The sequence below is a fragment of the Paenibacillus ottowii genome (genome assembly GCF_050516475.1).
In the GTDB taxonomy this organism is placed as follows: domain Bacteria; phylum Bacillota; class Bacilli; order Paenibacillales; family Paenibacillaceae; genus Paenibacillus; species Paenibacillus ottowii.
Map to the genome: position 1 here is coordinate 2427416 of NZ_CP191577.1, position 15017 is coordinate 2442432.

Genomic DNA, 15017 nt, shown 5'->3' on the forward strand with positions numbered 1-15017 from the left:
TGTACTATCATTAATAGTACAGTTAGAACAGTTTGTCAACCTTTTCTTTGCTGCTTTCTTACAAAAATAGCCGTGATGCAGGTTGCATCACGGCTATTTCTTTTTAGCCTTCCTTTGAATCATAAGGCTGATCACGGTCTATATTCGCAAGCGTCTGCCCTTCCGGCAGCTTTAGGTCCAGCTGGAACCGGAATGTTGCTCCTCTGGCCTCATCGCTGTCCACGCCAATAGCCCCCCCCATTAGCTTCACCAGGTTTTTGCAAATGGACAAGCCGAGACCTGTCCCTCCATATTTCCGGTTCAATGCCGGATGAAGCTGGGAAAAAGGCTGAAACAATAGATGCTGACGATCTGCCGGGATGCCGATTCCAGTATCGGTTACACTGAACTCAATCAGGCATTTCTTTTTACGGCGGCTGTAAGCCTTTCTCTCCACAAAAATATTTACACGCCCCCGCTCCGTAAATTTGATCGCATTGCTCACCAAGTTCACCAATATCTGTCGGATACGCACATGGTCACCGACCAGCATTCCTGGCATTTCCTGATCTACATGCCATTCTAGCTGGATGCCTTTTTCCATAGCCTGCGTCATGAAAAGGTCGGCTACACTGCCAACCACTTCCTCCAGCACAAAAGACTCATGCAGCAATGACATTTTGCCAGCTTCGATTTTGCTCAAATCCAGGATCTCATTCAATATCTGCATTAAAGCGTTGCTACTGCTGGTAATAATATCAATATAGCTGCGCTGCTCCTCATCTAATTCGGTGTCTGCCAGCAACCCTGCCATACCTATAATGCCGTTCATCGGTGTACGCAGCTCATGACTCATCACAGACAGAAATTCAGACTTGGCCCGATCGGCACGTTCGGCCGACTCCTTGGCCCGAATAATCTCCTTTTCATTCGTCCTGTCTACAAAAACCATCACAGCTCCTTTTCGCTCACCGTTATCCATCAAAGGGCTGATTCGGTAGGAGGCCAGAAAACTGGACCCGTCTTTTTTCCAAAATACAGCTTCCTCTGCCTGATAAGAAGCGCCGCTGCGAATCGCTTGCAGAATCGAAGCCTGCTCGTCTGGAAAATGGCTGCCTATTTCGTTAGCATGGCGAATCATGTCTATACATGAACTGTTCAGCGGGTTGGCTGAGCCTACGCCGAACATCTCGACAGCTGCCGGATTCATAAAGCGGACATGTCCTTCGGTACTCAAACCCACAATTCCTTCGGATACCGCATTCAAAATCAGCGAATGCTCGTTGCTGAGCTTTTCAATTTGAGCGATGTAGTTTTTAAGAGGGGTCACATTTTCTATAATCCCGTAGCAGCCTACAATGTCCTCTTGCACGAAAATCGGGATATTAGTCATCTTGATGAATAGACGCTCCCCCTCCTTATGTATGAATTCCGATTCATAGGTTTGTGTCTCCCCCTGCCTGGCCAGTTCCATATGACGCTTGATTTTGTCCTGTTCCTCAGAGGAAGCCATTACAAGGAGTTCAGATCCAAGCAGCTCATCCCTCGTATAACCCGTAAGCTGCTCCAGACTTGGATTCACACTCAAAATATGACCTTCCATATCCATAGCGCATATCCCAAGCGGATTATGCTGGAATAGTGACTTATAACGGTTTTCACTTTCACGAAGACGCTGCTCGATTTCCCGGTGCTCTGTAACATCCTGTATCATCCCGACCACTTGAACAGGCTTGCCTGCCTGCTCGTCCATCTCAGATTCCCAGATCGAACGCAGTACCTTCTGTTCCCCATTGGGCAATACAATCCGGTAAAAGGTTTCTTCGTGAATTCCCTTTAAGATAACGTTATTGATAATCTGTTTCATCCGTTCTGTATCTTCGGGATGAACCGCCTTCATGAAGGCATCAATACTTGTTTCAACCGGCTTGACGAGATAGCCAAATATACTGCGAAATTCCTTGGAAAAATGCATAACATTGTTGACCAGATCCCAATCCCAAGAGCCGAACATCGCCAACTGTTGAGCTTTGGCCAGGTTCTCCTCGCTCTTTTGCCGCTCTGTGATATTCCGACCAATGGACAGAACCCGCTTGATTTTGCCCTGTTCATCCCGAATAACGCGGAATGATACTTCCAGCCACAAATAGTGCCCGTCCTTATGACGGACACGCCGCTTCATGATGCCTGTTTCCTTGAACATTCCATGTACACGCATATAATCGGCATCTTCGACATGGTAAAATTGCAATCGTTTTTTCCCAAGCATCTCCTGTTTCGTATAGCCAAGAAGTTTTTCCACCGAAGGAGAAATATATTGGAGTACGCCGTCTGCCGTGCTGTAAGAGATGACATCCGGCGTATTTTCGGTAATCAACATGTACAAATCCTCATTGTCCGAAAGCACCTGCTCCATGTCCTTTTTCTCCGTGATATCCATTGCATACGCAATCAAATAAGATTGCTCGGTAGCCTTATCATCAAATATGGTTAATTCCAGCGCTAGCCAGACGGTTGTTCCCCGTTTATGCTTTAAACGCAGCTCTGTCTTGTAGACTTGATCCGTTGCCTTTAGCCAGCCTGCATAGGCCTCCCTTAACCCTTGCTGATCCTGAGCCTCATGATACAAAAGATGATAATATCGGATATCCAGTAATTCCTCCTGCTCATATCCGACCATTTTGCAAAAGGCGGGATTGACGTATAGACACTTCCCCTCCCTCGACAAAATCACGATTCCTGTCGGGGCATGATTATACATATGTTCCAGCAAAGGCAGTCGTCGAGCAGCAGAAAACACAATGAATCTCCTCCTTTGTGGTCCGGCAGTTTTTCTAACTAGCCCTATTCTAATATGAAAGTCATTAAAACATATATGCACAAAGATTGCCGATGCAGGTTCATCGGCAATCTTTAGATTATTTTTTTATACCACCCGACTAAGAAAATGACGCAAAAATCGCTCTGCGTCTACTTGAAGTGCCACATCTACCGTAGTCGGTGCTTGAGCTTCACTCTCATTCTGCACCTCACGAGTGCGACCTACTTCAGCGGAATCCCCCACCTCAACGGCAATGTGCATTGGACGCGTCTCCACAAAACTGGAGTCAATAGCCAGCCCTACAGCTAATGGATCATGCAATGCACAGCCTGCAATACCAGGTTTGAAATTGCGATAGGCTTCCATGTAAAAGTCGGTCATATCTGCCATAAATATGCCAAGCTCAGTCCCTTGCTCACGCCACTTGTCCACTTCCTGCTGGGGAAGCAGGGTTTGCATGGTAACGTCGAGCCCCACGAGCGTAAGCGAAAAGCCTGCTCCCAGCACATAGGCTGCTGCTTCTGGATCGGCATAAACATTCGCTTCTGCCGTCGGAGTTACATTCCCTTTCACCGTGACCGCGCCGCCCATGATAATGAGGCGATCCAGCAATTGGGGCAGTTCTGGACAACGATCCAGCGCAATCGCCAGATTAGTCAGCGGTCCCACTGCTACCAGAGTCAGCTTCCCTTCATTGCGGCGGGCCTGTCCAATGATAAAATCAGCCGCATCACCAGACGCTGCCTGACGGGACGGCGCTCCTTTTAGCTGGTTGCCAATGCCGTCTTCACCATGAATATGGCGGGAATATGGCTTGAACAGCTCTCGGGCATACGGCTTATGAGCGCCAGACACGACCGGAGCCTCTACCCCCAGTTTTTCCAGCAGAATCAGTGAGTTACGTGTTGCCTCCTCTACCGAAATGTTGCCAAAGGTGGTTGTAATACCGAGCAGCTCCAATTCCGGCGAATGGACCGCGTACGCAATAGCAAGCGCATCGTCAATGCCCGTATCTACATCTAGAATTAACTTTTTGCTCATGATGACCCTCCATTAGTAGAACAGCATTCTTTTTTTTCATTATACACAATTTGAATGCTTATTCCCTTGGTCATCGAATTCTTTATTCGAAGACGTTAAAAAAGGCTACGGCAATTGTGCCGCAACCTTTTTTAACAATTTCAACTACTCAAGTGTACAATGTACATTCCACCTAAATCTTAAGGCTCGATCCCCCATACCAGCTTATCGTTGTGGAACAACGTAACTTTGTTCCATTCAGCATAAGAGGTTTTGGTTGGATCGAAGGAGTAGTCATTGGATTCATTCAGATTAGACCAGTCGCTATGGTTCATGCGGATCTGAATATCACCTGTTTGCGCCCCAGCAGCAAGCGTACCGGCAGCAGCACTGAAACCGATTTCGATATACTTGTCTGTAATGGTACGCAGTACGTTATCATTACCTACTTGCGCCCAGTCTACCGCAGATTGCAGCTCTTGGCTGCCATCTTTTGTGAAGTAGTAGCGGATTTTAAGCTCACTCAGCTTCACGGGTGTTGTCCCTTTATTTTTCAGGTTAAAAAAAGGCTTGGCAGCGTTATTCGCTGGATCGGTGTCCCCCGCCCGATACATGACAACCAAATCACCTGCTGGTTCTGTAGGATCAGTAGGGTCGGTTGGATCGGTCGGTGTACCTTTTGGTTCAGCGCTTACCGTTGCGGAATCCTTACTAGTTCCTTTTGCATTCGTAGCACTTACAACATAGAAGTAAGTTGTTCCGTTCGTCAGCCCTTTATCCGTGTACTCTCTTGCAGTAACAAGAGGTGCAACGGTTGTAAAAGGACCTGCTTCGCTAGTGGCACGTTTTACCGTGTAGCTATCGGCACCAGTAGACGCATTCCAAGTCAGCGTTACTTGGGCATTACCCACAACAGCCTTTAAGCCTGTAGGTACAGCTGGAGCTGTAGGCGCTGGGTCCACACCACCACTGGAAGGCACGATTGCAGGGTACGCATTTTGTACCAGCATTACAAACTGATCATGGAACCAAGCTCCTGAAATAGGTGCATTCGGCAAAGCATCCGTTAAAGTGCCATCCTTGGTTGTATAGGTAGGATCACACATACGGTCAAAGCCTTTGCCCTCATCGTTCGGAATGAGTGAACTGGAACCATCGGAATCCCCTGGAGGTTTCGCCCAGACATAGGCATCGATATGGCCAGCCGGAGCCGTTTGTGGCGGTGTTCCCATCCCTGCTCCGCTACTATTACACCAGTTACCACGGTGCGAACGTTTGTCCACACGACCTGAGTTTACATAGGAGTTAATATCATTGCCGACTGCGGAAGTCGGACGGTTAGGTCCTCCCCATCCATTACGGCCGGTATCAATTAACATGCCGAGCGAGCTTGGCCAGCCTGCATTGACAAAATCTCTATGCAAGGACTCTGCGAAATCCGATTCATCGAAATTAGGATTCCATTCGTAGAATTTGGACGATTTGATCGGCTGCCCGCCAATATTCAGGTTGGGATCAGGCAGATTCGGTTCTGTCAACGGTGAAGTATTGGCTGTATTCGTGATAAAGCCATCCACACTGGACAAACCTTTGCTAGTATCTTTGAAGATAGTTGTAAACAGAGATACCGTTGCTGCACGGTTGTTATCCCAACCTAACCAGCCAGAGTGACCGATATCCACGTATTTGTACACATTCGGAATTTCGTTCAGCTTATTCATTGTGTATTTAACGCCAGCTTCATAAATTCCTGTAGATTTGGCTTGTCCACATTGGGGAGTATCCAGATTGGTTACCAGATTTGGCAAACTGTCCGGTTCAATGATCGCTACGATGCGAATATCCTTATATTTGGGATTCGCAAAGATAGAAGCGATTTTGTCAATATAATCCTTTTTGTACGTTTCCAGACCTGCCTGGGTCAACGGCAATTCACCATTGGAAGCCAAGGCATGACAATCCCGTCCGGGCAGATCATACACAATGAATTCCGCCGTAATCGGTGTATTACCTTTCTTTTGCGCCAATACTTGGTCCAAATGCGCTTCCAAGCCAAGCTTGCCCCCACCACCGTTAATAGCAGCGATACGATCAAGCCATACGGCTGTCGGGAACGTTTTGACCGTTTGCATTTTTGCCTTCAGGTTCGCATCCGTAACCTTGGCAATCGATGTGTCGACACTAGCCGCATAATCAGGGTTAACGTATTTTGTCGCCCCTTGGTAAGGATTATCGACATGGGATTCTGCATGTATTTTATCCGTAAATCCTGCACCTGGTAGAAAGCTGCTTGCGACGAGTGATAGCGCAAAAGCATACTTCATTCCTTTACGAAGCACTTGCTTTGTTTTCAATTGCTTCACCTATCTTTCCATAGATTTTGTTAATCTTCCTATGTCGGCACCTGATTGTTATATGATTAGATGTGTGTTACGCCTACTCTCTTTCTACAAAAAAGCGGCGTTCATAGCTGTAAAAGGTAAGCGCTTTCTATTTGTTCATGCGCTCACATTTTCCCCTTTTTGTCACCTCCTATGTTAGATTATAGTGAGCTGGAAATCTCCTGTAAATTGAATAAATTAAGGAGTACATTTATTAATTAGGCCTATGAATTGCCACAACGACGGTTCGGGAAGACCTCTTTTTTTCTACGATCCGTTCTATCATTTGTTGAACTTCCCTGCTAGGATAAGCTCCCAGGAGATTCAGGGTCGACAGTCAAAAAGTCGAATTCTAAAAAAACAAGACTGTATTCTTTAATTTCCGTCAGCCCAAATCGACAATGCTAAACCTCACGTTACCAGCTACACCAAAATCGTTAAACCTATCGATAGCAAAAAGAGTGTTCCAGGCCTACGACCATGAAAACACCCTTTTATTGTTGTCCAGTCCATCTCTGCTCATAAACAGGACCATGGAATGAGCGTTACTGCGATTATACCAAGTAGCTGTTACGCATTGCTGTTCTGTACTTTTTCGCGATCCTTGCCTTTGTCGGATTGTCCTGCATTTTTATTGGCGGCATCCCGATCCAATTGCATTTCTTCAACCGTCTTTACCTTAAGTCGTGCTGCTCCCTCGTAAGGCCGGGTTGGAATCAGATCGCCTGCAGCCAAACGTTGGCGCGCCTCGGCAATCGCTGCTCCATATTGCGGTAACCATGCTTCCTGTGCCACCACCATCTCATCGACCATCTGCCAAATTTCTTTCGGATTACACACCGCACCCACTAACGGGTCCATCATAAACGCTTGGCGCAGCAGCTTATCGTCACCATGTACAGCCGCTTCGACAGCCAAACGCTGAACGGAAATACTAACGTTGCACACAGCAGCAGGACCGAGCGGCAGTTCTCCTACTTGCGGCATGGAAATGCCATTCCGATCCACATATCCAGGAGCTTCAATAATCGCATCGTCCGGCAAGTTGGAAATTACACCGTTATTCACGACATTAAAGTGCCCCCGGTATACACGTCCTGTTTCCAGGCTTTCGATAATGTATGAGCCGTGCTCTTCACCGCGATTTTCCGCCTTGTACTCCAGTGGGTCTTCCTTCATCCAGTTGGGGAAATCTGTTTCAAACCAGTTGCGTCCTTCCGTACATACACGCAGATAACCGCCCGTTTCTCCGTTGATCCAGCTCCCTAGATCAATCCAGTCCAGAATTTCGCTCGGACGCTTCCGATACCAAGGCACATATTCACTAAGATGACCATTCGATTCTGTGCTGTAGTAGCCAAAACGACGAAGCATATCGATGCGTACCTTTTCGGTGCAGCTAAATTCAGGATGTTGTTCAAAAGCCTCCAGCAGCCCGGCTGTCAAATCCTTGCCTTTATGAGACGCCTGAATGTACCATGTTTGGTGATTGATTCCGGCGCATACAATGTCCACATCCTGCTTTTCCAGACCGTACACCTCGGCAATTTGGTGATGCCCATTCTGAACGCCATGACATAGACCAACCGTACGCACGCCGCCGTACTTGTTGCAGGCCCAGGTCATCATCGCCATGGGGTTCGAGTAGTTCAGCAATAGCACATCCGGTGCACTTAGCTCGCGAATATCCTTGCAAATCTCCAGCATTTCAGCGATGCCACGCTGACCATACATGATGCCTCCTGCACAAAGTGTATCGCCCACGCATTGATCTACACCGTATTTTAGCGGAATATCCACATCGGTCGCAAAGGCCGCCAGACCGCCGACACGGATTGTACAAATGACATATTTGGCATCCTTCAAAGCTACTTTTCGATCCGTAGAGGACTGTATTTGAATGGACAAACCATTTTCACGAATATCCCGCTGGCACAGTTCAGTAACCATATCCAGATTGTGCTGACTGATGTCCGTAAAAGCTACTTCAATATCGTTAAACTCTGGTACCGATAACAGATCTCGCAAAATTCCACGGGTAAAACCGATGCTCCCTGCTCCAATAAAAGCTACTTTAAATGACACGGCATTCAACCTCCGGTAATTAGAATTGTAATATACCGTCATTGTAGCAACATGCCAGTAGAAAGCGTTATCAAAATCATGACCAGATTCGTGCTTAGGTGTCAAAAATCCTAACTTTCGCATCAACAGATACTGCTTGCCTTGACGATAGCTGCGAACGCTTCTTCTATTGCTGTATAATGAGTAGAGTCTCTAAATATTCCTAAAGGAGCAAGACATGTCAAACCGTAAATGGACATTTATCCTTATCCCCGTCTTGCTGCTATTTGGCTGGCTGTTGTTTCAGTTCACTCTGTCTTCTTTTCAAATTCATCAATTTGCTGAACAATTGAAGACGGTTTCACCAAAAGACGGGGGTCCCGATACCAAAGTGGTATTGATATCACAAGAGTTAGATAATTATTACTGGCGGTCCATCGAACAAGGAGCTCGAAAGGAAGCGAAGCAGTACGGTATGCGGCTCGATTATATCGGACCAGACCGCATTAATCCGTCCGAGCAGATCAAATTGCTGGACAAAGCCATCGCCAGTAAGGCGGATGCCATTCTAGTACAAGGGATAAATGATCCGGAGTATCGCCGGTTAATCAACAAAGCGGCCGGACTGGGCATACCTGTCATCACGATCGATACGGATGAGCCGGACTCCCGGAGGCTGGCTTACGTCGGAACGGATAATGAAGGAGCAGGAAAACAGATGGGCGTGCTGTTGGCGAAAACTTCTGGAGAGCATGGAGACATTGGAGTGATGATCAGCAACGAGCGCGTTGAGAATCAGCGCCTCAGGCTTGCCGGCTTTCGTTCCGTGATCAGCCGCTATCCCAATCTCCACATTGTGGAGATTCGCTCCTCCAATATTTCACGGCTTCAGGCAGCCCAGCAAGCTCAGAACATGCTCACCCGGTATCCGCAAATCCGCTACATGGTCGGATTCAGTGCACTGGACGGCCTTGGCATTCTGGAGGCCTCGGACCGGCGCGGAGCGCAGAGTTTGCAGATATTCGCTTTTGACGATATGGCCGAGACGCTGAAAGCTATTAAAGATCGCAAAATCGAACTGACCATTGTGCAACAGCCAGAGGAAATGGGGGCCAAGGCCATAAAATTGCTAAATGATTATCTAAAGGGGAATCATCCTCAGGAATTAACATACACCAGAGTATATGAAGTGCATGCAGACACTTCCGACGACAAGTCCGGAGATGACAGACGATGACGATCAGAAAGAAGCTGCTTCTGTTCATCCCGCTTCTAGTTGTGTTTGCCAATATCATCGCTTATTTTGTATTCCAAAGCGGAAAGGTCGTACAACAAAGCTACGATGAAATGCTTGGCCGCATTCTTCTCATCGAGCAAACCTCCGAAGCGGCGGAGAGCAACTTAAATCTCCTATATGCCTTTCTACTCAATCCAAGAGGCGATAAGAATGTACAGGGACCGACAGAATACCAATTAAAGCAGTTGAAAGGCAAAATCCAGGAAGTCTCCGACTCGACCGACCCTTCTTTCGCCGAGGAGGACTACGTGAATCTGTTGTCCACATTTCTGGAGCAGAAACAAGCCGCAGTTCTGGATGCAAAGGCACAAGAGCCTCAATCGGCTTTTGAACATTATATTGAAGCGGAAAAAACCGTCAGCTATATTCATGAGGAGGGGCAGCGACTAATCGATGCTGAACTGGCTTATTACCGGCCGATCATCGAGAACATTCGGAACAAGAATGAGCAAATGAACGGTTTGGGAGTTGCGTTGTTCGGCATGAACGCGCTGATGGGGGTTTTGCTAGCAATCTGGGTCTCGCGCAGCATTACTGGTCCTGTCGGCAGACTTGTCGGACTCGCCAAGCGGATCGCCACAGGTGACCTGAATATCGAGCCCCAACCGCGGCGGGATGACGAATTAGGCGTATTGGCGGACGCCATTTCGCAAATGTCCGCTGACTTGAGCATCCTCATCGAAAAGGATAAACAGAGTCTGGAAATGCAGCGGCTTGTGAAGGAGCTAGAGCTGCTGGCCCTGCAAAATCAAATTAACCCACACTTCTTATTCAATACCTTAAATGTGCTCTCCAAACTAGCGATCCTGGAAGGGGCGGAGAAGACCAGCGACCTGATCGTTTCGCTGTCTAATTTACTACGGTACAGTCTGCAAAAGCTGGACAAACCCGTAACGCTCCAGGAGGAACTGGATCATATAAGCGAATACGTAACCATCCAGCAGGCGCGCTTCCGGGACCGAATTCGCTTTGATTTTCACTTTGACGCTTCTGTACTACAGCAGCAAATTCCGGCCCTGACGATCCAGCCGTTGATTGAAAACGCCTTTCTTCATGGTGTGGCGGATATGGAAAACGGAGCTATGATCACATTGACGCTGTCGAGAGTTGACCAGGATGTGCAAATTGAAATTTCGGACAATGGAAAAGGCATGGCGGAGGAAACCCGACTGTCTGTGCTTCGTCTTGAGGGCGGAGCTGAAAGCAGCAGTTCCACGGGACTTGGAATGCAAAACGTGTTTAGGCGATTGCAGTTATTCTACGGAAAAGAAGGAATGGTTGAAATCAGTAGCAGTACCGGACGAGGTACTACCATAACAATACGAATTCCAGTCAAGCAGGAGAGTGAGCAGACGAATGTATCGGTTGTTAATCGCGGATGACGAGGCTTTGGAAAGGGAAGGACTGGAATTAACAGTGGAACGAGCGATGCCAGGGGTATTCCGGTTTATTCATGCCGGCAATGGCCGCATGGCAATCGAATGTGCGGAAGAGCACCGTCCCCATATTGCCATTCTGGATATTAATATGCCCGGAATCGACGGGCTTGGGGCACTTCGTGAATTAAAGGAGCGTCTTCCCGATACCCGATTTGTGCTCGTCACTGCCTATGATTATTTTGCCTATGCCCAGGAGGCGCTCTCTTTGGGCGTGAAAGAATATATTCTGAAGCCGGCAAAGCGAGAACTCATCATCGGCACATTGAAACGACTGATTGAAGAAATTGAGTGCGAGAAGCGGACACGTACGGAAGAATTGGAGCTTAGGCACAAAATTTCACAGCTAATGCCACTCGCAGAAAATGAGCTGGCCTTAATGCTTATGGTCGACCAGACGGTGGATTCGAGTGCTTCCCAGCTGTCGGAATGGCTGGACTTCCCTCTTGATCAGGGAAGCGCCATCATTGCCGCCTTTGACGGATATACGGACGAGCAGGATAAAAAGAAAATTTACGACCATTTTCGAAGCTATGTAAAAACACATGGTCCAAATTCCATTGTAAGCTCCTTGATTGACCATCATGTAGCCGCTTTTTTACAAAAGCCGCCTACCACTAGCGAGGACGACTGGCGGCAGCTGCTAAAACACCTTGTTCAGCAGCTCTCCGAGCTTGCCCAGCAGCAATTTGGTATCAAGGCGGCTATCGGAATCGGATCGCTGCATAGCGGCGAGGAAGGACTTCGCAAGTCCTATTTCGAAGCCGTTTTTGCCTCTACCCTACGCAAGCGCGATGGAGGTTATTGCTACTTTGACGAACTAAAGTCTTCAGAGACTGGAAATGCGTCCGTGCCTGCCGTCAAAGCGGAGAAAGGAATGCTTCAGCAAACGTACGTCATATCAGCACTGCAACGGATACGCGAACAGCGAGAGGTTCAAACACACACTATGCTGGGCAGGGCAAAAATGTATATCGAGGAACGGTTTAACGATGATCTTTCACTGGAAGAAGTGGCTGATTTCGTCCATTTGAATCCTCACTACTTCAGCAAAATCTTCAAGCAGGAATACGGAGAAACGTTCATCGACTTCGTAACCCGGCTAAGGATTGATAAAGCTATTGCTCTGATCAAGGAGGGCAACCTTGCGCTTAAGGAAATCAGCTTTGAAGTGGGTTATAAGGACCCGAACTATTTTAGCCGCGTCTTTAAGAAGATAACGGGCGTTCCTCCCACAGAGTTCAAAGGCCAAAAATAGCATAAAATTCATCCATGTCGACCCTCGACATGGATTTTTTTAAGCTCAAATGACAAGGTAATGCTAGCTTTGGCCCCTTCATCTCCAATTCGGGAATCGAAGTCAAAATCGTGCATGAAAAGGTCCGTTTATTGAAGACGATCACCGACCTTTCTTTTACAGGTGCGTGTTATACTTCTCCTCGAAGAACGGAATGAGGTTCTAGGAATCTGAGGGGAGATGATCATATGGGAGTAATCATCCATAATGAAAGCGCTAAACAGAAAGCGCTTCAATCAGAAAAACCCAGTATGCTGTTTGTGACGCTGGTATCCATCGTAGCTGCTCTTGGAGGCATACTGTTCGGTTTTGATATCGCGGTTGTTTCGGGGGCAGTTGAATTCCTACAGCAGCGTTTTTCGCTGAGCGAATTTCAGGTTGGTTGGGCGGTGTCGAGTCTGATTGTAGGGAGTATCACAGGAGCGGCTCTCTCTGGCTACATGAGTGAAAGAATCGGCAGAAAAAAGGTATTGCTGGCTGCCGGATTTTTATTCGTCGTCGGCTCGATTTGCTCTGCGATTCAAGATTCGTTCACCGGGTATGTTATCTTTCGCATGATCGGCGGCGTCGGCATAGGAATCACTTCCACTATTTGTCCGGTGTATAACGCAGAGATCGCTCCCGCCAAATACCGAGGCCGTTTGGTTGCTTTAAATCAGCTGGCCATCGTAACGGGCATTTTCCTGGTTTATTTTCAGAATTCGTGGATCGTCAGCTTGGGGGATGAAGCCTGGGGTGTCTCAACCGCCTGGCGCTGGATGTTCGGAGTGGGGGCTGTTCCCGGACTAATCTTTATGCTCTTGATGCTCTTCATACCCGAAAGCCCGAGATGGCTGATCAAACAGAATCGACCTTATGAAGCCTTGCCGATTCTGCTAAAAATTCACGGTGAAGAAGCCGCTAAGCAGGAAGTGCGTGATATCAAGGAATCATTCAAAAATGAAAACAACTCATTTAAACAATTGTTCGCACCCGGTATTCGGGTCGCTCTCTTTATCGGTATCGCGCTCGCTGTTATGCAGCATATTACCGGCATTAATGCCATTTTATATTATGCGCCAGTTATCTTTAAAGGAATGGGACTCGGTACGGACGCTTCTCTGACCCAGACCATCTGGATCGGGTTGATCAATGTGTTGTTTACCATCGTGTCCGTATGGCTAATCGACAAAGTGGGGCGAAAGGTTCTATTGATGATCGGCACCTCGTTAATGACCCTCTGCTTGATCATTATTGGAGCCGCATTCAAAATGGGTTTAACTACCGGACCGCTCGTGCTGATCATGATATTGATCTACGTGGCCTCTTACGCCATATCGCTTGGACCAATCGTATGGGTTATGATCTCGGAGATCTTTCCAAACCGCATTCGCGGCAAAGCAGTCGCCATTGCTTCGATGGCATTATGGGCCGGCGATTATCTGGTGTCCCAGGCATTCCCTCCCCTGCTGGGTTCAGCCGGTCCGTCCAGTACCTTTTGGATATTCGGAGCCATTTCGTTGTTCGTCGTAGTCTTTATATGGCGTAAGGTTCCCGAAACCAAGGGGAGATCACTTGAACAGATGGAAAATATGTGGCTCGGAAAATGACACTATTTTAGCTCGCAAGAAGCCCCACACGTGTTATAATGCTTGAAATCACACAGCCTCTGAATTCATACCGACCTAAATCGGCAATGGTTCAGAGGCTTCTTGTTATTAGCTTCCTCCCTCCTCCCCATAGTTCCTCACATCGCGCTCGACGGCAGAGCGGTATTCAACAGGGGTTTGACCTGTGTGCTTTTTAAACAACATGTGGAAATACTGTCTACTTGCGACGCCAACATAATCAGCAATTTCTTGTATGGGAATGTCCGTTTGCTGAAGCAGCATACAGGCCTTGTCCATTCGCAGCATCGTTAAATATGCGGTAAGCGTTAGCCCTGTATGTTTTTTGAAAATTCGATGCAAATACCCCGGATGCAGATTGACGGCCGCGGCCATGTCCTTGACTGCAATATCCCGGTCATAGTTCAGATGAAGAAACTCAATGCATCGCTTGATGTACAAATCTGTTTGCTGCGTATTGCTGCGCTCTGCTTCTTCCCGTAGACGTGCAATTCGTACGAGCAATTGCATAAAAAGCATTTCTGCCAGGGCACCTGGCTGTTCTTTACGTTGATCCAGCTCCAGCACGAGACTTTTCAGCGCATAATATACCTCTTCCGGGTCTGATAGCACCAGATACGGGAATGGACGCGACATAAAGACCGTGAGCTCCTGTTCCTCCGCAGCTATTTGTTGGATAGACGGGCCTACCCTCACCCCTTCCTTAAAGCCAAACTCTACATTCAGCATCCGGCACGGTTGTTCTCCTTCCACCACCAACCGATGTGGGACGCCTGCGTCAAGCATAATAAACTCGCCTTTGCGAAGTGTAATGCTCTCTTCCGTATCTTCTCCGGTTTGTACATCTACCCTGCACAAGCCGGAAATCATATACATAATCTCAGTGGAATGATGATCATGATAAGACATGGTATAATCACGCCATTGCTTGTAATAGTAAGCAAAAAAACGGGGAATATAATCCCCGTCCCGCAGTCCTGGCTCAAACAGGCTTCCGTTCATCCCCGCACCTCCGCGAAATAGATCAAGCTAATATGGCAACGTATAATACATTACGTAATCCTTTACTCTGTGTAAACCATAGTTGAATTTAGAAAAGGAGTCTCAAGATAGTC

General features: G+C 47.6%; 9 protein-coding genes. 4 read left to right on the forward strand and 5 right to left on the reverse strand.

All coding sequences use genetic code 11. The features are described from left to right. Positions 1 to 103: 103 nt before the first annotated feature. The 4 genes from ACQQ6X_RS11635 to ACQQ6X_RS11650 form a co-directional block, all read right to left on the reverse strand. On the reverse strand, positions 104 to 2779 hold the full coding sequence (locus ACQQ6X_RS11635; RefSeq protein ID WP_305165444.1) for a PAS domain S-box protein: 2676 nt from the start codon (positions 2777 to 2779) through the stop codon (positions 104 to 106). 126 nt (positions 2780 to 2905) lie between these two features. Next, on the reverse strand, positions 2906 to 3841 hold the full coding sequence (locus tag ACQQ6X_RS11640; RefSeq protein ID WP_305165445.1) for a nucleoside hydrolase: 936 nt from the start codon (positions 3839 to 3841) through the stop codon (positions 2906 to 2908). A gap of 179 nt (positions 3842 to 4020) precedes the next feature. Further along, a complete protein-coding gene (locus ACQQ6X_RS11645; RefSeq protein WP_305165446.1) occupies positions 4021 to 6183 on the reverse strand; it encodes a glycoside hydrolase family 6 protein in 2163 nt (720 codons plus the stop codon). Between the two features lie 588 nt (positions 6184 to 6771). Then, entirely contained in the window at positions 6772 to 8286 is a 1515-nt protein-coding gene (locus tag ACQQ6X_RS11650; RefSeq protein ID WP_305165447.1) for an alpha-glucosidase/alpha-galactosidase, read from the reverse strand. Positions 8287 to 8503: 217 nt separating this feature from the next. On the opposite strand from ACQQ6X_RS11650, the gene ACQQ6X_RS11655 reads away from it, so the two are divergent. The 4 genes from ACQQ6X_RS11655 (at position 8504) to ACQQ6X_RS11670 (ending at position 13884) form a co-directional block, all read left to right on the forward strand. Continuing rightward, on the forward strand, positions 8504 to 9502 hold the full coding sequence (locus ACQQ6X_RS11655) for a sugar-binding protein (RefSeq protein ID WP_305165448.1): 999 nt from the start codon (positions 8504 to 8506) through the stop codon (positions 9500 to 9502). Next, positions 9499 to 10944, forward strand: coding sequence for a sensor histidine kinase (locus ACQQ6X_RS11660; RefSeq protein WP_305165449.1), 1446 nt, complete (start codon positions 9499 to 9501; stop codon positions 10942 to 10944). Before ACQQ6X_RS11655 ends, ACQQ6X_RS11660 begins: the two co-directional genes overlap by 4 nt. Further along, positions 10919 to 12256, forward strand: a complete 1338-nt coding sequence (locus ACQQ6X_RS11665) for an AraC family transcriptional regulator (protein WP_305165450.1) — start codon at positions 10919 to 10921, stop codon at positions 12254 to 12256. The genes ACQQ6X_RS11660 and ACQQ6X_RS11665 overlap by 26 nt, the downstream gene beginning before the upstream one ends. A gap of 227 nt (positions 12257 to 12483) precedes the next feature. Next, entirely contained in the window at positions 12484 to 13884 is a 1401-nt protein-coding gene (locus tag ACQQ6X_RS11670; RefSeq protein ID WP_063212478.1) for a sugar porter family MFS transporter, read from the forward strand. Positions 13885 to 13992: 108 nt separating this feature from the next. On the opposite strand, the gene ACQQ6X_RS11675 is transcribed toward ACQQ6X_RS11670, so the two are convergent. Next, positions 13993 to 14904 carry an AraC family transcriptional regulator gene (locus ACQQ6X_RS11675; protein WP_305165451.1) on the reverse strand — a complete coding sequence of 304 codons (912 nt, stop codon included), beginning with the start codon at positions 14902 to 14904 and terminating at the stop codon, positions 13993 to 13995. Positions 14905 to 15017: the final 113 nt, after the last annotated feature.

Excerpts from the sequence above, each read along its gene's own strand:
- ACQQ6X_RS11675 (WP_305165451.1), bottom strand. The coding sequence starts at position 14,904 with ATGAACGGAAGCCTGTTTGAGCCAGGACTGCGGGACGGGGATTATATT.
- ACQQ6X_RS11660 (WP_305165449.1), top strand. The coding sequence starts at position 9,499 with ATGACGATCAGAAAGAAGCTGCTTCTGTTCATCCCGCTTCTAGTTGTG.
- ACQQ6X_RS11640 (WP_305165445.1), bottom strand. The coding sequence starts at position 3,841 with ATGAGCAAAAAGTTAATTCTAGATGTAGATACGGGCATTGACGATGCG.
- ACQQ6X_RS11670 (WP_063212478.1), top strand. The coding sequence starts at position 12,484 with ATGGGAGTAATCATCCATAATGAAAGCGCTAAACAGAAAGCGCTTCAA.
- ACQQ6X_RS11655 (WP_305165448.1), top strand. The coding sequence starts at position 8,504 with ATGTCAAACCGTAAATGGACATTTATCCTTATCCCCGTCTTGCTGCTA.
- ACQQ6X_RS11665 (WP_305165450.1), top strand. The coding sequence starts at position 10,919 with ATGTATCGGTTGTTAATCGCGGATGACGAGGCTTTGGAAAGGGAAGGA.